Raw genomic sequence first — 16876 nt, 5'->3', positions numbered from 1 at the left:
CCATTTGCCCGCCGGCCGGATCCGGCGGGCAGGCCGCAGCAGGGAACAGAGCATTGCTGGAAACCACCGTACTGGCCGCACAGGCCGTCAGCGTTGCCTTCATGGCTGCCTGGCTGACAACCGGCGCGCTGGAGAACCTTTTGCATCCCTTCCTGAATGAAACCTACACCGCCGAGGTCATGGATATGACCCGCATGCGGGAGGAATACCCGGAAGCCTACCGCTTTGTCGCCTATCGCCGGGTCACCAGCAGCAGGCTGCGCCGGGGCCTGTTCCGGTGCATTGTCGTTTGGGAAATCGCGGCCACTGCGGCGCTCTGGGCCGGAACAGGCGCGCTCGCCCTGTCCGCTGTCGGCAGGCTGGCGCAGGACACGGCCATTGCTCTGGGGCTGGCCGGAACCTTGATGTTCACCGCGACCTGGTGCGGGTTCCTGATTGCCGGTAACTGGTTCTGCTACTGGTTCGGTCACGAAGGCGGGCAAAACACCCATTTCCAGATGACGCTGTGGGGCATGCTCAACGCTGTGCTGCTGGTCGGTGGTGCCGTTGTTGTTCTCTGAAGCAAGCGGTTGAAGTGAAGAGCGGCTGTTCCCGCCGGGCGGGGTCGGCTACACCTATCAAATCTCCTGCAACTTCTGTCGGCCCTAAGGGTTGCCAGTGTTGTGGAACGCGGCCGTAAGATTTCTGCGGTGACAACGCAGGCCGGAAGGTTAAGGCCGGATATGCTTTGGCATGCCCGCGCCATTTGCTATCCACCAAACTCTGCAAATCAGAGTCGGAGCAAGGCAGATAGACGTTATCGCAGATTTTACTCCTGACCGGTTATGACGCCGCAGCTTTGAGAACAACGCCGAGAGGATTGCCCCGACAAAAGCAAGACCGTAGCGAGATGTCTCACATAGGCGCCATTTGAGGCCGTACGCTATTATACGTTTATATGATTGCGGAGAGGGCAGGTAGGATACGGCGGTTTCCTGCTCCCGCAACCAACACTAATTCGCAAGACATATCAAAGGCTTCGGATATACCGTCCGGGGCCTTCTTCCTGTTCGCGCCTTCCGCACCCGCCGCAAGACGCAGCAGCCCGGCCAGGTCGCCCTCCAGCGTCAGATCCAGGCCAGAGCCCTCCGCCGCAGGCGTCAGCACGATACGCTCCACCAGCGCCCGCAACGCCTCCTTGGCGTCTTCCATGCCTTCGGCGGTGCCAAGGGACTTGATCAGCCGCGACACCCGCTCCCGGTAGGCCTCCGCCATCGACGGGTGAAACACCACCGGGACCGGGGCAGGGCTGTGCGCCAGCTCCCGTTCCAGCTGCTGGCGCCGCGTGTCCAGCTCGATCATCCGGTCCTTGACCTGCTCCGCGGGCACGTCCGCGATGATCGCATCCACCAGCTTCTGATGATCCCGTTTTGCGCGGGCCAGTGCCTGTTCCTTTTCCTTGCGGTTCCCGGCGGCTGCGGCCTTCAGCCGGTTGCGCTCGGCAGTGTATTCTTCGCAGAAGACCTGCACCGCATCCGGATCCATCAGGTGGTTCGCCAGCGCATCCAGAACCCGGGCTTCCAGGTCGGCCTGCTTGATCGTGCGCTTGTTGCTGCAGACCACGTCCCCTTTGTTCCGCGCCGGGGAACAGCCGAAGCTGTCCTTGGAGATCTTGGCAAACCCGCCGCCGCAGCAGCCGCAGGCCATCAGGCCGGAGAACAGGGTCTTCGGGCGGCGCCGGTCCCAGACCGGCACAGTGGTGCCTGCGGTCTTCAGCGCGCCCTGGCGTGCGCGGACTGCTTCCCAGAGCTCCTGATCGACGATCCGCAGATGGGGGACTTCTGTGATTGTCCACTCGCTTTCCGGGTTCAGCCGGGAGATACGCTTGCCGGTTTGCGGATCCTTCACGTAGCGCAGCCGGTTCCAGACCTGTCGGCCGATGTAGAGTTCATTATTCAAGATGCCGGTGCCGCGCTGGCGGTTGCCATGGATGGTGGAGGCACCCCAGTGGCGGCCGGCCGGGGCTGGCACGCCTTCCTTGTTGAGGGCTTCGGCGATCTTCTTCGGGGACAGGCCGCGGGCATAATCCTGAAAGATCCGGCAAACAACGTCTGCCTCTTCCGGATGGATCTCCCGCTCGCTGCGGATCACGTCGCCGCTGGACGTGAGCTGCGGCTTCATCCGGTATCCGTAAGCCTTGCCGCCCGCAGATTTGCCCTCGAGCGCGCGCCCCTTCAGGCCACGGTGGGTCTTCATCGCGATGTCCTTGAGCTGGAGCGCATTCATCGTGCCCTTGAGCCCGCTATGAATCTCCGAAATCAGCCCTTCCGAGAGGGTCTCGATCGGGAGGCCGTTGAAGCAGAATTCCTGGTAGATGCGGGCAATGTCGGCCCGGTTGCGGCTTAGGCGGTCGAGGGCTTCCGAGACCAGCACATCGAAAGCTCCGCCGCGCGCATCGCGCAGCAGGGCCTGCATGCCGCTGCGCATCAGGCTGGCGCCGGAGATGGCGCGGTCAGAGTAGGTGGCAACGACCTCCATCCCCTGGTCTTTGGCGTAGTCCGTGCAGCTGCGGATCTGGTCTTCGACAGAGGCGTCGCGCTGCAGGTCGCTTGAATATCGGGCGTAGATGGCGGCGCGGAGTTTTGTCTGGGACATAGGAGCCTCCGGTAGTTTGAAGTTACCCGGGAGATTTGCCGTCCCGGTGGTCGGTGCGGGCAGCCTCACGGGCGAGGGCACGCAGGAGTTCGGCCAATTGTTTGCCTGCACCGGGTGCGCTGGCTGGTGTGAGGGCGTCTGTTTCTAGGCTCAGGACCCATTGATTTCCGTTTGGCCGCGTGATTCACGGTGCTCAGAACGAGCGGTGAACATGTCTGACCTTTTCTGGCTGAGCGTCGAGCAGATGGCCCGTCTGAAACCCTTCTTTCCAAAGTCCCACGGGAAGCCTCGCGTTGACGACCGTCGGGTCTTGAGTGGGATTATCTTCATCAACCGCAATGGGCGCTCTCTCAAACGGCTGACCGTATCCGCGCCAGGTTGGCAGGGACTGCCTGAACGGAAGCCGCTGGAGGAAGTTTGGCTGTCATTCGGCACGAAACTTTTACCCCATACCGGGGTAAGACTGTATGCCTGTTCACAGTTTTTTGCAGGCCGGCAGCGTGCCTTGGGCCGCCGGAACCTCGAATGCGGTGTGAAGAAACAAACGGCTGTAGTCCGCGCCCGAGGGCCGCTCAGACCTCGACCCGGATACCGCCCTCGAAGTCCTGGCATTCGAACACTTCCAGTGGCGCCTCATTTTTCGAGATGCCGCCCAGGAACTCCATCCCAGGCACCGTTCCATGGGGCGAAAGTGCAGAGCACCATGAGATGATACTGCCGGTCTCCAGGTCAAAGTCGCTCTCGGGCAACCGGCAGGAAATCCTGCCAGGCCGCGGAAACGGGCTGTCTGCAGGGGTGGGCGGCAGTCTCCTCCCTCCGGAATTGGCAATCCGGACAGGGCCAGCTTGTTGTAGGGGGCAATGGTGGTTGAAAGCGTAAACGCGCCCCTGCCTGCGGCTCATGGCTACGTCGACGCGGGTCTGGGGAACCGCTTTGACCTCCCCCTCGGGCAACGCGTCTGAAACGAGCATCCGAATCCAGCGGCGTCCGGGCAAATCGGTAACAGGTGCCGCCGTAAGCCGTTCTACCCGCTCCGTGGCCGCTACGCTCAGCGCCGATACCTCGTAGAGGGTCCGCCGCCCTGGTGCGCCCCGGATACTGACCCGCAGAAAGTCCGGTGACACGACCTCGCCTTGCAACCCGGCGTAAAGTTCTTCGGCGATCAATAATTCGGTGCCGGCATCCTTGTTGGCCTGTTCGACGCGCAGGTCGTGGAAGCTCGCGATCGGCGTGAAATTCGCGACATCGAAGAACATCACGGCCGCGTTGCGCACTTCCCAAAGCCGGACTGGGCGGCGCCTGTCGAGCTGGTTGGCGATGACCAGATCGCTCTCGTCCAGTACCAGTCGCCTGAAGCGGAGCGGTCACTCAGGGCGCAGGTGCGGCTTGTCCTGGGCCGGCCGGGGCGGGTACCGCGTGTTCGGCCGCGGGCAGAGACATGAGGTAAAGTGCGATCGCACGCGCGTCTTCGCCGGTGAGCGACGCGTAAAAAGCCCACGGCATGACCGGAATCAGAATGCGGCGATCTCCTCTTCGCTCCAGGCACCGGGCCCAGTCCGCGCGGGCGTTAGGCTGGGTGCCCGGAAGATGCCGGGGCCTGGCATTTCAAACCCCAGCCCTCCGGTCAGCGCCCGCGACATATCCGGCCCGCCCGCCGCGCTCGGCGGCGTGTGGCAATCCGCACACAACATGATCCGACGAGGTATTCGCCACGCTCAAGCACCTCATCGGCCGCCACCGGCCTCGCCAGAGCCAAGACCGCAGCTAGCGCGGCCGCTGCCAGACGTTTCATTCGATTTGTCCCGAACTAAGGCCAGCTATGGCGGCACGAAACTGTGTCATCCGTGTCAGAAACCGGATTGATGGACCCTCAGAAAATCGGCACGGAGGTTCAGATCCGACAAGAACATCCGAAATCCTGGACGCAGCGATGATGATAGGGGGCCGGGCTGACCGACAGGGAAGCATTGTTATCCGATAACACGCTCAAAATGTGTGCCGGTGATCGGATAACAGCACGCCTCAGGTGTATGAGCATATGCATCGGCAGGGGCTGCAGAGACACGTCTCCTTGCAATCCGCCGAGACCCGCAATGCCGCCGGCGCACTGCCGGCCCCTCAGGAGACCAAACGTGAATTTCATTTATCCGCTCATCGCAGCAACTGCCCTAGTCTCGGCCTGCGCACCTGGCGCCGCAATCGACAGTGATATGGAGCGCGGCCTTGTCGGGGCAGCCCTCGGGTATGGCGCGGCGAAGGCCGTCAAAGGAAACGGCGACCGCGGTGCCATCATCGGCGGGCTTGCCGGTGTATTCTGCGATGATGCAGGCGTTTGCGGGCGGCCGCGCTATTGAGCCCATCGGGAAAATGTTGCAGGGCGCGGATCAGGTTCGCGCCCTCGCCTGAGGGCCGTCCCCGCCAATCTATTGCGCTCGCAGCGCCGCCGTCGCCTCCCGCTCCGCCTTGGGCGCGTTCAGCGACCGGGCGAAGCGGGAGGCGGTCAGCGGGAATTCGGACCAGTTGCAAAGCTGTAGCGCCCGAGGACGGACCGGCCCGAGATGACGAAACGAAAGCGCTATTCAGCAGAGCTCAAGGCGAAGGTGGCCCTGGAGGCCATACGCGAAGAACTGACGGCGGCCGAACTGGCCAAGAATTACAAACTACACCCGGCGTTGATCAGCGGCTGGAAGAGGACGGTGGTCGAAAACATGGCGTCGGCATTTGGCAGCGCCTCATCGGCCGCGCCGCAGATCTCTGAGAAAAAGGTCGAGAAGTTGCACGCCAGGATCGGCCAGCTGGTCGTGGAGCGGGAAATTTTGGCCGATGCCTCCAGTCTCATCCTCGGCACTGGAGGCAGAAAGCGGTGAAGTAGGATCACCCCGATCTCAGCTCCGGCGGCAATGCAGCCTGCTGTTCCTGGCACGCTCCAATCTTTACTATCACCCGCGCGGGGAAAGCGCCGAGAAGCTGGTCTTCATGGAAAACATCGACCGCCAGTTCCTGGAAACGTCCTGGTACGGTTCGGGGCAGATGGCTCGTCACATGCAGGGAGATGGGCACAAGTGCGGGCGTCATCGCGTGCGACGGCTGATGAGGCCGATGCGTCTGGTGCCGATCTACCAGGAACCGAAGACCGGCAAGAAGCACCCCGAGCACAAGATCTACCCGTATTTGCTCAAAGGCTTGGCCATCACCCGGCCTGACCAGGTCTGGTGCCGCCGACATCAGCTGCATTCCGATGCGCCGGGGCTCTCTCTGCCTCGTCGCGATTATGGACCGGAACAGCCGAAGTGCTCAGCTGACGGCTATCGAATTCCATGGACGCCGGGTTCCGCGTCGAGGCCTTGCAGGAAGCACTGGCCAGATGCGGCGCGCCGGAGATATTCAACACCGATCACGGTTGCCGCTCACCTGCAGCGACTTCAGAGAGGTACTGTGTGCGATGCCGCTGAGAGCTTTCCAGTTCACCTGGTTCCTCCTTGGTTGTGAGCCATGTAAATCCGTCAACCAAGGTCGGGAATTTCATAGGCGGCCAATCCAGCAGCATGGGCGGCAGCTGAAGACCCGGCCAACCTTCGCGCACGGACCAGTGCCTTGCGGCTTTTTCACTGCCGTCTGCGTGCTCTGCACCAGCGCCGGTATCAGGCAGCTTCCGGCTCCGCAGTTCGCTCAGGTGCTGCATGAACCTCTTCTCCAGAGTATAGGAGGTGTCTGTCTGACATCAGCACCTGTGGGCCTGATTGAGGGATTTGCATAACGGAAGGTTTCTTGCTCATCTGAACCGTCAAGGAGTGAAGATGAGACGGAAAGCTGGAAGCGACGACAAACCAATGGCTGATCGGGTCGTCAAAGACATTCGCGGCAAGACGCGCAAGCACCATTTGGCTGATGAGAGTGAAGGAACGAACGCCATTGGTTCGAGAGAGTTCCTGAACCCGCATTGTGCTGGAGGGTTTGCGTGGCGAGGAGAGTATCGCCGCGCTCGGCCGTCGTGAAGGGATTGCCACAAGCCTGTACTATTCCTGGTCGAAGGAGTTCCTGGAGGCCGGAAAGAAACGGCTGGCAGGTGACACAGCTAGGCAAGCGACAAGCCCCGAAGTGAAGGAGCTGCGGGCCGAGGCGTCGGCCTTGAAGGAGGCCGTTGCCGACCTCACCCTGGAAAACCGCTTGCTCAACAAAAGCATGCTCGGGGATGGGGACGACGACATGGACCTGTCTGCCATCGCTCCCGCCGCAACCGTCATGTTCTGGCTGTGAAGCAAGAACGAGGCCTGACTCTAGATTAGCCGCTAACCTGTCCAGAAAACCGGGACCGCTTCAATCCGTAGCCTGCGTCACTGTCCGGTTTTCGGGCAGCAGCTCAATACGGCCTTCTTACGATACAAGCTGGATCGGCTTGAGCGCACGTTCGATAATGTCGCAAATCAGCCGTTTGGCCGGGTCGATGCCAGCGCTCGCCGAGATCAGGATGCCGATGCGCACGTCGCTCAACAGCTTGTCCATCAGCGGAATGAACTTCAGCGTGCCGGCCGCCACTTCATCCAGGAAGCCGATCTTGGTATAGAGCCCGATGCCGGTGCCGTTAAGGATCATCTGCTTGGCGACGAACAGGTTGTCGGTGAATACATGGGTGGTCAGCGGCGAGGCCAGTGTGGAGATGGCCTGATCGGCCAGTGAAGCCCGGCCGCGGGCGTCGATGGTGCGCACCAGGCGGTAGCCGATGATGTCTTCGATGGTCAGGCTGGCGCGTTCGGCCAGCGGGTGGTCGGGCCGCAGCAGGATGCCGATCGGCGCCGCCTTTTCCGACACCACCCGCACCTCGGGGTGCAGCTCGTGGGTGAAGCCGATGCCGACATTGGCCGCACCGGTGGCCACCGCCTCCATAACGTCGGCAGGGGGCGAGACCTTCACTGCGATGGAGATTTCGGGGTAGGTCTTCTGGAAGGTCTCCAGCGCGCGCGGCATGATGCCAAAGGCGATGCTGTCCATCGTGTCGATGTCGATATGGCCGGTTCTGAGGTCGCGCATCCCGTCGATCAGCACCTTGGTGCGCTCGTAGTCGTGCAGGGTGCGGCGGCAATGCTCCAGAACGATGCTGCCGATCGAGGTCAGCTCTACCCCTTCGGGGGTGCGGTCGAACAGGCGCACCCCCAGCCGCTCCTCGGTGCTGTTTATCTTGCGGTTGACCGAGGTGGAGGAGACATTGAGCACCGCAGCCGCCTTGCGGATCGAGCCGTGCCGGGCAACCTCGTCAAAGTAACGGAGAAAAATCGAGTGCATGGACCGCCCTTTCCGCAACCGGAATACGTGATGCAAAAAATGCACCACTGTGCACAACAATTGATCCTTCATGCATCGCCCCGGCCATGCCTAAAGTCAATCCACAAGCCCGCGGAGAACCGGGCAGGCGACAAGCTGACTCCCACGCTCGTTCAACAGGAGAGCTCGAAATGACACATGATATTGGCAACCCCATGAACCGCCGGTCCGTGCTGAAGACGCTGGGCGCGGGGCTTGGTCTTGCAGGCGCCGGCACGCTGGCCGGCGTCACCCCGGTTCTGGGCGCAGAAACCTTCAAGGTGACGCTGCAACTGGGCTGGCTGCCCACCAACGGCATCCTGGGCGAGGTGGCCGCCGACAAGCTGGGCTATTTTGCCGAGGAAGGCCTGGAGCTGGAGGTGATCCCCGGCGGGCCGAACATCGACGGCGTCGCCTCGGTGGCCTCGGGGCGGGCCAAGCTGGGGCAGATCTCCTCCAGCCCGTCGCTGATGCTGGCGCGTTCGGCCGGCATTCCGGTCAAATGCATCGCGGCCGGCTACCAGCAGCATCCCTTCACCTATTTCTCGCTGGAGAAGAACCCGGTGCGCACGCCGCAGGATCTGATCGGCAAGAAGGTCGCCACCAACGGCACTGCCCGCATCCTGCTGCGCGCGCTGCTGGCCAAGAACGGCATCGCCGAAGATCAGGTCGAGGTTAGCGTGATGGGGAGCGACATGAATCCGCTCATGACCGGGCAGGTGGACGTGGTCACCGGCTGGAAGACCAACGTGAACGCGCTGGAGGTGCTGGGCGACGACCGGGTGGACATGACGCTGTGGGATGCTGGCGTGCAGCTATATGCCAACCCCTACTACGTGACCGAAAAGACGCTGGCCGATCACCCCGAGCAGGTCACTGCGATGATCCGGGCCATCGCCCGGGGCTGGGGCTGGGTGCACGAAAACCCGGAAGAAGCCGTCGACATCCTGGTGAACCGCTTCCCGAACATGGACCGCGACAGCGAGATGAAGGCGGTGGACATGGCGCTGGCCTACACTTTCAACAAGAACACGGCCGAAGCCGGCTGGGGGGTGATGACGCGCGAAAACTGGCAAGCGCAGATCGACACCTACGAGGCTCTGGGCCAATTCGCCAAGGGCGCGCCTTCGGTGGATGAGGTGATGACCCTGGAGGTGCTGGAGCGCACCCAGGCCGCGCGTCCGGTCTATGGGTGACACAATGGCCGTTGCTCAGAAACTCACGGCAATCGAACCGGAGGCGGCCCGGCCGCCTGCCGCCGCCATCCTGCGCAATGCCTCGGTGCGTTTTGGCAGCTTCACCGCCATCGAGGATCTCTCGCTCGAGATCGAGGCGGGCGCCTTCTACACCATCCTCGGGCCGTCGGGCTGCGGCAAATCCACTATGCTGCGGCTGGTGTCGGACCTGATCCCCGCCGCCTCGGGCGAGGTGGAGATCCTTGGCAAGTCGACCGAGGAAGCGCGGCTGGCGCGGGAGTTCGCCTTTGTCTTCCAGGACGCGACGCTGCTGCCCTGGCGCACGGCGCTGCAAAACGTCGAACTGCCCTTGGAAATCGGCCGCAAGCGTGGCGTTGCGGTCAAGTCAAGCGGCCGCAGTGCGCGCGAACTGCTGGAGCTGGTGGGCCTCACGGGGCGTGAAGACGCGCTGCCGCACGAGCTGTCGGGCGGCATGCGCCAGCGGGTGGCGATTGCCCGGGCGCTGATCTGCCAGCCCAAGCTCCTGCTGATGGACGAACCCTTCGGCGCGCTGGACGAGATGACCCGCGACCACCTGAACCTTCAGCTCCTGCAGATCTGGGAGGAGACCGGCACCACCATCCTCTTCGTCACCCACTCGATCCCCGAGGCGGTGTTCCTGGGCCAGAAGGTTCTGATGCTGCGCGCCCACCCGGGCCGCCTGCGCGAGGTGGTGGACATCGACCTGCCGTTCCCCCGCACGATCAAACAGCGCGAGACCCCGGAGTTCATGCGCTACGCCGGATATCTTCGCGAGCTTCTGGAGACCTGCTGATGGCCGCTATCGACAACATCCCCGTCCCGAGCACCGAGGACGCCGAACGCAGGGAGGCGCGCCGCCGCAAGGCAAACGCAGTGGCCGTGCCGCTGGCGACTGCCGCGGCGCTGCTGGCCTGCTGGCAGCTTGGCGTGCGCGCCTTCGAGGTGCCGGAATACATCGCCCCCGCGCCAAGCGACGTGGCCGTGACCCTGGTGCAGGAGTTCCCGCTCCTGATGCAGAACTTCTGGCCGACGCTCTATGAAAGCGTGATGGGCTTCGTGCTGGGCAACCTGGCCGCGGTGCTGATCGCCGTTGCCTTTGTGCACAGCAAGCTGGTGGAGCGCGCCTTCTTTCCGATCGCGGTCTTCATCAACACCATTCCGATCCTTGCCATCGCGCCGGTGCTGGTGCTGATCTTCGGCGCCGGACTCACGGCCAAAGTGGTGATCGCCGCGCTGATCTGCTTTTTCCCGACGCTGGTCAACATGGTACGCGGCCTGCAATCGGTCAGCCCGCAGGCGCTGGAGCTGGCGCGGATCCTGTCGGCCTCCAAGGCCGAGGTGTTCTGGAAGATCCGCCTGCCGTCCTCACTGCCCTACCTGTTCTCGGCGCTGAAGATCGCCGCCACCACCTGCGTCATCGGCGCCATCGTGGGGGAATGGGTCGGAGCGGACCAGGGCTTGGGCGCGCTGATCATCGACGCCACCTTCAACTTCCGCTCGGCGCTTCTGTACGCCACCGTGTTCCTCTCCTCGGGCCTGTCGGTCCTGCTGTTCGCCACGGTGTCGATCACCGAACGGCTGGTCGTGCGCTGGTAAGCTGAAACACTGAAATTTCAATCACTTCGCGTCAAACCGCTTTGACGCGACAGGAGGAGTTTGTCCAAATGACTGCCCAAATCAAGACATATGTCACCTCTCGTTCCGAGCAGATCCCGGTGGTTGCCGACACCGATGTGGTGGTGGTCGGCGCTGGCCCCGCGGGCCTCAGCGCCGCGGTCTCCGCCGCCCGCAACGGCTGCTCGGTCACATTGATCGAACGCTACCACCACCTTGGCGGCATGGCCTCGGGCGGCATGGTGCTGGTGCTCGACGATATGGTCAACGAGGGCAACGAGATCGTCACCACCGGCGTCGTCAGTGAATTTGTCGACCGGATGGCGGCGCAGGACGGCGCCGTGTTCCCCCCCTCCGAGGATTGCCTGACCAACTGGGAGATGTGGCAGAAGTGGTCGCGCTGGGGGTGCATCGACTTCCACAAGTCCGGCATGCCGCAGCCGATCATCCACGCGGTGGCCTTTGACCCCGACGCCTGGAAGCGCGTCAGCCTCGATCTGGTCAAGGAAGCCGGCATTCACTTACGGCTGCACTCCTGGTTCTCCGAAGCGCTGATCGAAGGCGGCAAGGTCAATGGCGTGATCTGCCAGACCAAGCTGGGCCGCCAGGCGATCCGCGCCAAGATGGTGATCGACGCCAGCGGCGATCTCGATGTCGCCAGCTCCGCCGGGGCCAGCTTCAGCGATGGCCAGTTTATCGTCACCACCGTGTTCCGCCTGTGTGACGTGGATACCGACAGCGCCGAGGCGTTCGAGTATGCCAACCCCGAGGAATACAAGAAGCTCGACCGTCAGGCCCGGCGCGTGATTGGCGGCGCCTGGGGCATGTGGTGGCTGAAGACGCCGCTGCCCGGCATCGTCTGGTGCAACTGCCCGCATATGCCCGGCTATGACGGGTTGTCGCCCGAAGACATGGTGGCCGCCGAATACGAGGGCCGCGCGCGGATGATGAAGCTCCTGGCTTTTGCCCGCGAGAACATCCCCGGTTTCGAGAACGCCAAGATGCTGGGTGCTGCCGAGCAGATGGGCGTGCGCCAGACCCGGCTTCTGCAGGGCGAATATGTGGTCACCAAGGACGACGTGAAAAAGCGCCGCCACTTTGCCGACAGCGTCTGCCGCGGCCGCGATTACTACACGCCCTACCGCGCGCTGCTGCCCAAGGGCGTCGACAACCTGATCGTCGCGGGCCGGCACTATTCCGTCGAAAGCGAGGCGCAGAAGATGTCGCGCGAGATCCCGCCCTGCATGGCCCAGGGCGAGGCGGCGGGCGTCGCGGTGGCCAAGGCGCTGGAGGCGGGCTGCGCGCTGCGCGACGTCGATGTGACGGCGATCCAGAAACAGATGCGCGCGCAGGGCGCCGACCCGGGCGATGTGCCCTCGGCCAATGCGCTGGTGGAAGAAGCGGCCCTGGCGGGCTGAAGGAGAAGAAGAATATGACTGACGCAACCCTCCCGCTCGACGGCATCCGGGTGATCGATTTCACCCAGGTGATGCTCGGCCCCTGCGCCACCCAGATGCTGGGCGATTTCGGCGCCGACGTGATCAAGATCGAACGCCCCGGCGCCGGCGATCTGTCGCGCAACTTCTTCGGCGAGCCCAGCGAGGCGGCGATGAACAACGTGGTCTTTGCCTCGCTCAACCGCAACAAGCGCTCGGTCACCATCGACACCAAGTCCGATGAGGGCCGCCAGATGGTCTATGATCTGGTGCGCCAGGCCGATGTGGTGGTCGACAACTTCCGCGCAGGCGTGATGGAGCGGCTGGGGTTTGGCTTCGAGCAGCTGAAGGAGATCAACCCCCGCATCATCTGCGCGTCCGGCACCGGGTTCGGCGCCACCGGGCCTTACGCCCACAAGGGCGGGCAGGACGTGCTGGCGCAGGCGATGAGCGGGGTGATGGAGAAGACCCAGGACCCCTCGGTGCCGAAATCGATCTACCCGACTACGCTCTGCGACTACACCGCCGGCATGCATCTGGTGCAGGGCATTCTGGCTGCGCTGCTCACGCGGGAGAAAACCGGCGAGGGCCAGCGGGTGGAGGTCTCGCTCTACGATTCCATGATCGCGATGCAGATGCAGGAGGCGGCGCAGTGGAACGCCCACCGCGAGGTGCTGAACTGGGCCGCGATGCCGCTCACGGGGGTGTTCGACACCACCGACGGCGCGGTGGTCATCGTCGGCGCCTTCAAGGCCAACCCCTTGCGCGACATCTGCACCGCGCTGGAGATCGAAGACCTGTCGCCGCAATACCCCGACCTCGCCAGCCAGCGCGCGAATAAGCCGTTCCTGCAGGACACCTTCCGCAAGGCGGTTGCCGCCAACACCACCGCCCATTGGCTGGAGCGGCTGGAAGCGCAGGACCTGCTCTGTGCCCCGGTGCGCGCGCTGGGCGCCGCTTTGGAAGATCCCCAGACCGCGATCAACCAGATGCTGCTTTCGGTCGATCATCCCCTTCACGGCGAGCTGGAGCTGGTCGCCTCTCCGGTGCACCTGAACCGCACGCCGGTCGCCCTGCGCCACCTGCCGCCAAAGCTGGGTGAGCATACCGAGGAGGTGGTCGCGGAACTCGGTCTTGGGCAGGGCGGGCAGAGGGCTGCGGAATGACTGTCGATTATGCAAAGGACGGCCATCTTGCGCGGGTGACGCTGGACCGGCCGGAGCGGATGAACGCGGTCGATCCCGCCACCGAGCAAGCGCTGGAGGCGATCTGGTCCGAGATCGAGGCGGATGCCGATATCCGCTGCGTGGTGCTGACCGGCGCGGGCAGCAAGGCGTTCTGCGCCGGTGCCGATCTGAAATCCGACGAAGGCAAGCGGGGGCTGGACTACTGGGCCGGGCTCAACCCCAACGGCTTTGGCGGGCTGGCGCTGCGGCAGGGGCTGAACGTGCCGGTGATTGCCCGCGTGAACGGTCTGGCGCTGGGCGGCGGCATGGAGATGCTGCTGGGCTGCGATATCGTCATCGCCGCCGATCACGCCCGGTTTGGCCTGCCGGAGGCCAAGGTCGGCCGCCTGCCGCTGGATGGCGGCATGGTGGCGCTGCAACGGCTGATCCCGCGCAACATCGCCACCGGGCTGATGATGACCGGCCGGATGATGAGCGCGGAGGACGCCGCGCGTTACGGGCTGGTCAACGCGGTGGTGCCGGAGGACCGGCTCGACGCTGAGGTGGAAGCCTGGGTGGCGGATATCCTCGCCTGCGCGCCGCTGTCGCTGAAGGCGATCAAGCACACGATCCGCGCCACCGCCCACCTGGCGCCTGAGGAAGCCCGCGCGCTGAAGACGCCCGAGCTGATCGCCGCATTGGACAGCGAGGACAGCGAGGAAGGCGTCGCTGCCTTCCGCGAGAAACGCGCGCCGGTTTGGCGCGGAAAGTGAGGTGCCATGACACTGGTCATCAAGGGCGAATGCATCGACGTGAAGGACGGAATCTGCACCACCTCCTGCCCGGTCGACTGCATCTATGAAGGCGGGCGGATGTTCTACATCCACCCCGGCGAATGCATAGAATGCGGCATGTGCGAAACGATCTGCCCGGTGGATGCGATCCGCTATGCCGACGAGCTGACCGGCGCCGATGCCGCCTTTGTCCGCCTCAACGCCGACGCCTTCCGGGACGCGGACGGCACGTTGGAGGAACCCGGCGGCTGGTCGCGCGGCATGGCGCCGTTGCAAGACCCGAAAGAGATTGCGGAGCTGCCTTTGCAGAACGCCGCGGACAACAGGAGGAGCGCCTGATGGAAGGTGTGATTGCCGCTGCGCCCACCCCGGTTGACGGCGCGGGCCGCCCGCAGCGGACCTCGTTTCTGGAGCATTGCGCTTGGGCGCTGGCGAACGGCTGCCACGGGTTGAATATCCTCGGCTCCACTGGCGAGGCCAGCTCGTTCGATACCGCGGCGCGGATGGAGGTCATGACCTGGGCCGCCGAAGCGCTCGACACCCGCCGCCTGATGGCGGGCACCGGCACGCCCGCGCTGGCGGAGACCATCGCGCTCACCGCCCATGCCGATGATCTGGGCTACGAGGTGGCGCTGGTGCTGCCGCCTTATTACTACACGCCGCCCTCGCCCGAGGGGCTGATCCTCTGGTACGGGGCGCTGCACGGCGCGCTGGGGGCGCGCCGGATCAAGGTCTATTTCTACAACTACCCGCAGATGACCGGCTTTGCCCTGCCGGCCCAGGTGGTCGAGACGCTGCACCGCGCCCACCCGGAGCGGTTCTGCGGGATCAAGGACAGTTCGGGCGATCTGGGCTACTGCCGCGGGCTTGCGGCCGCGATGCCGGACCTGCGGGTGTTTCCCAGCAGCGAAACTTCCTTGGGCGAAACCGCGGCCTCCGGCTTTGCCGGCTGCATTTCGGCAACGGCCAATGTCAGCGCACCGCTGTGCCGCCAGCTGTGGGACAGCCGCAGGACGCTGGAACCGGCGCTGGCAGAGGCGGTTGGCGCGATCCGCCAGGCCGTGGCCGCGCAACCGCTGATCCCCGCTGTCAAATACCTGACCGGCCGACGCTGCGGCGACGGTCAATGGAACAACGTTCTGCCGCCCTTCCTGCCACTGCCGGCAGACGCCCGGCGCGCGCTGGACAGCATTGAAATCACCGCACGCCCCCGGGCTGCGGAAACCGCATGAGGATCAAATCATGAAAAAGCACGACAACCTGATTGCAGGCCGGTGGGTCAGCCATGGCAACTACCAGGAAAACCGCAGCCCCTCGGATATCTCCGATGTGATCGGGCTTTATTCCTATGGCGACGCCGCCGCGGTGGACAATGCCGTGGCCGCCGCGCGCGCAGCGCTGCCCGGCTGGGTCGCCGCCACCCCGCAGGCCCGCCACGACGTGCTGGAGAAGACCGGCCGCACGCTCGCCGAGCGCGCCGAGGAGATCGGCCGCCTCTTGTCGCGCGAGGAGGGCAAGACCCTGGCCGAAGGCATCGGCGAGACAATGCGCGCGGCGCAGGTGTTCAAGTTCTTCGCGGGCGAAGCCCTGCGCCAGAGCGGCGAGCTGACCCCATCGGTACGGCCCGAAATCGACGTGGAGATCACCCGCGAGCCGGTCGGCGTGGTGGGGCTGATCACGCCCTGGAACTTCCCCATCGCCATCCCCGCCTGGAAAGCCGCCCCGGCGCTGGCCTATGGCAACTGCGTGGTGCTGAAACCCGCCGACCTGACCCCGGGCTGTGCCCATTCGATTGCCGAAATCCTCAAGGAAAGCGGCTGCCCGGACGGCGTCTTCAACCTGGTGATGGGCCGCGGCTCCACCGTGGGGGAGGCTATCGTGACACATCCCGGCGTCGATGCCGTGTCCTTCACCGGATCGGCCGCGACCGGCCAGCACATTGCCGAAACCTGCGGGCGGCTGCGCAAAAAAGTGCAGTTGGAGATGGGCGGCAAGAATCCGATGGTGGTGCTGGATGATGCCGACCTGTCCGTTGCGGTCTCCGCCTGCCTGAACGGCACTTTCTTCTCCACCGGCCAGCGCTGCACCGCGTCCTCGCGGCTGATCGTGACCGAAGGCATTCACGATGCCTTCGCCGAGGAGCTTACCCGGCAGATGCTGGCCTTGAAGGTGGGCGATGCGCTTGACCCTGCCACCCAGATCGGCCCGGTGGTCGACGGCAGGCAGCTGCAGTCGAACCTGGCTTACGTGGAGCTGGCCCGGAGCGAAGCCCGGGAAGTGATCGGCGGCGGGCAGCTGGACCTGGGCAAGCAGGGCTTTTACCAGGCCCCAGCGTTGTTTCTCGGTACGCGGAACGACATGCGTATCAACCGAGAGGAGATCTTCGGCCCCTGCGGATCGATCATCAAGGTGGCGGATTTCGAGGAGGCGCTGGCGGCGGCGAACGACACCGAATATGGTCTCTCCGCCGGGATCTGCACCACATCGCTGAAGGCCGCCCGCGAATTCCGGCGCCGGGCCGAGGCGGGTATGGTCATGGTCAACCTGCCCACAGCCGGCGTCGATTACCACGTGCCGTTTGGCGGGCGCAAAGCCTCTTCCTTCGGACCGCGGGAACAGGGCCGCTACGCGGCGGAGTTCTACTCCACCGTGAAGACCTCATATGTGTTTGCCGGGTGATCCCGCGGTGCAATAGTTGCAGGCGGATTTGGGGCCGC

General features: G+C 64.3%; 17 protein-coding genes and 2 pseudogenes. 15 read left to right on the top strand and 4 right to left on the bottom strand.

What is annotated here, in order from left to right:
* Positions 1–53 precede the first annotated feature (53 nt).
* On the top strand, positions 54–560 hold the full coding sequence (locus tag ACOHX0_RS13365; RefSeq protein WP_420677363.1) for a DUF2165 domain-containing protein: 507 nt from the start codon (positions 54–56) through the stop codon (positions 558–560).
* A 373-nt stretch (positions 561–933) separates the two neighbouring features.
* On the opposite strand, the gene ACOHX0_RS13360 is transcribed toward ACOHX0_RS13365, so the two are convergent.
* Complete coding sequence (locus ACOHX0_RS13360; protein ID WP_420677361.1) at positions 934–2634, bottom strand: recombinase family protein; 1701 nt, start codon at positions 2632–2634, stop codon at positions 934–936.
* A gap of 211 nt (positions 2635–2845) precedes the next feature.
* Here ACOHX0_RS13360 and ACOHX0_RS13355 point away from each other — a divergent pair.
* Positions 2846–2977, top strand: a pseudogene (locus ACOHX0_RS13355) (transposase); the annotation flags it as partial.
* 229 nt (positions 2978–3206) lie between these two features.
* Here ACOHX0_RS13355 and ACOHX0_RS13350 read toward each other — a convergent pair.
* Positions 3207–3890, bottom strand: coding sequence for a Rieske (2Fe-2S) protein (locus ACOHX0_RS13350; RefSeq protein ID WP_420677499.1), 684 nt, complete (start codon positions 3888–3890; stop codon positions 3207–3209).
* Positions 3891–4766: 876 nt separating this feature from the next.
* Here ACOHX0_RS13350 and ACOHX0_RS13345 point away from each other — a divergent pair.
* From ACOHX0_RS13345 to ACOHX0_RS13335, 3 genes are all read left to right on the top strand, one after another.
* A complete protein-coding gene (locus ACOHX0_RS13345) occupies positions 4767–4988 on the top strand; it encodes a hypothetical protein (protein WP_420677360.1) in 222 nt (73 codons plus the stop codon).
* A gap of 204 nt (positions 4989–5192) precedes the next feature.
* Complete coding sequence (locus tag ACOHX0_RS13340) at positions 5193–5501, top strand: transposase (RefSeq protein WP_420677358.1); 309 nt, start codon at positions 5193–5195, stop codon at positions 5499–5501.
* Positions 5458–6123, top strand: a complete 666-nt coding sequence (locus ACOHX0_RS13335) for an IS3 family transposase (RefSeq protein ID WP_420677357.1) — start codon at positions 5458–5460, stop codon at positions 6121–6123. Before ACOHX0_RS13340 ends, ACOHX0_RS13335 begins: the two co-directional genes overlap by 44 nt.
* On the opposite strand, the gene ACOHX0_RS13330 is transcribed toward ACOHX0_RS13335, so the two are convergent.
* Entirely contained in the window at positions 6029–6316 is a 288-nt protein-coding gene (locus ACOHX0_RS13330; protein ID WP_420677497.1) for a hypothetical protein, read from the bottom strand. The two genes, ACOHX0_RS13335 and ACOHX0_RS13330, sit on opposite strands and share 95 nt — an antisense overlap.
* 115 nt (positions 6317–6431) lie before the next feature.
* On the opposite strand from ACOHX0_RS13330, the pseudogene ACOHX0_RS13325 reads away from it, so the two are divergent.
* Positions 6432–6839: pseudogene (locus ACOHX0_RS13325) on the top strand (transposase); the annotation flags it as partial.
* Positions 6840–7008: 169 nt separating this feature from the next.
* Here ACOHX0_RS13325 and ACOHX0_RS13320 read toward each other — a convergent pair.
* Positions 7009–7914: a LysR family transcriptional regulator gene (locus tag ACOHX0_RS13320; RefSeq protein WP_420677355.1), complete on the bottom strand. Its 906-nt coding sequence runs from the start codon at positions 7912–7914 to the stop codon at positions 7009–7011.
* Between the two features lie 170 nt (positions 7915–8084).
* On the opposite strand from ACOHX0_RS13320, the gene ACOHX0_RS13315 reads away from it, so the two are divergent.
* The 9 genes from ACOHX0_RS13315 to ACOHX0_RS13275 all read left to right on the top strand — a co-directional run bounded on the left by ACOHX0_RS13315 (position 8085) and on the right by ACOHX0_RS13275 (position 16838).
* Positions 8085–9128, top strand: coding sequence for an ABC transporter substrate-binding protein (locus ACOHX0_RS13315; RefSeq protein ID WP_420677353.1), 1044 nt, complete (start codon positions 8085–8087; stop codon positions 9126–9128).
* A 4-nt stretch (positions 9129–9132) separates the two neighbouring features.
* A complete protein-coding gene (locus ACOHX0_RS13310; protein WP_420677352.1) occupies positions 9133–9942 on the top strand; it encodes an ABC transporter ATP-binding protein in 810 nt (269 codons plus the stop codon).
* On the top strand, positions 9942–10745 hold the full coding sequence (locus ACOHX0_RS13305; RefSeq protein ID WP_420677351.1) for an ABC transporter permease: 804 nt from the start codon (positions 9942–9944) through the stop codon (positions 10743–10745). Before ACOHX0_RS13310 ends, ACOHX0_RS13305 begins: the two co-directional genes overlap by 1 nt.
* Before the next feature lie 68 nt (positions 10746–10813).
* On the top strand, positions 10814–12181 hold the full coding sequence (locus ACOHX0_RS13300) for an FAD-dependent oxidoreductase (protein WP_420677349.1): 1368 nt from the start codon (positions 10814–10816) through the stop codon (positions 12179–12181).
* A gap of 14 nt (positions 12182–12195) precedes the next feature.
* Entirely contained in the window at positions 12196–13365 is a 1170-nt protein-coding gene (locus tag ACOHX0_RS13295; RefSeq protein WP_420677347.1) for a CaiB/BaiF CoA transferase family protein, read from the top strand.
* Positions 13362–14138, top strand: a complete 777-nt coding sequence (locus ACOHX0_RS13290; protein WP_420677346.1) for an enoyl-CoA hydratase-related protein — start codon at positions 13362–13364, stop codon at positions 14136–14138. Before ACOHX0_RS13295 ends, ACOHX0_RS13290 begins: the two co-directional genes overlap by 4 nt.
* 6 nt (positions 14139–14144) lie before the next feature.
* Positions 14145–14498 (top strand): 4Fe-4S dicluster domain-containing protein, encoded by a 354-nt coding sequence (locus ACOHX0_RS13285; RefSeq protein ID WP_420677345.1) that lies wholly within the window; start codon positions 14145–14147, stop codon positions 14496–14498.
* Entirely contained in the window at positions 14498–15391 is an 894-nt protein-coding gene (locus ACOHX0_RS13280; protein WP_420677343.1) for a dihydrodipicolinate synthase family protein, read from the top strand. The genes ACOHX0_RS13285 and ACOHX0_RS13280 overlap by 1 nt, the downstream gene beginning before the upstream one ends.
* 10 nt (positions 15392–15401) lie before the next feature.
* On the top strand, positions 15402–16838 hold the full coding sequence (locus ACOHX0_RS13275; RefSeq protein ID WP_420677341.1) for an aldehyde dehydrogenase family protein: 1437 nt from the start codon (positions 15402–15404) through the stop codon (positions 16836–16838).
* Positions 16839–16876 lie beyond the last annotated feature (38 nt).

Origin of the sequence: Cribrihabitans pelagius, from assembly GCF_048820915.1 — a bacterium.
Classification (GTDB): domain Bacteria; phylum Pseudomonadota; class Alphaproteobacteria; order Rhodobacterales; family Rhodobacteraceae; genus Cribrihabitans_A; species Cribrihabitans_A pelagius.
This window is presented reverse-complemented; position numbering and strand designations above follow the sequence as displayed.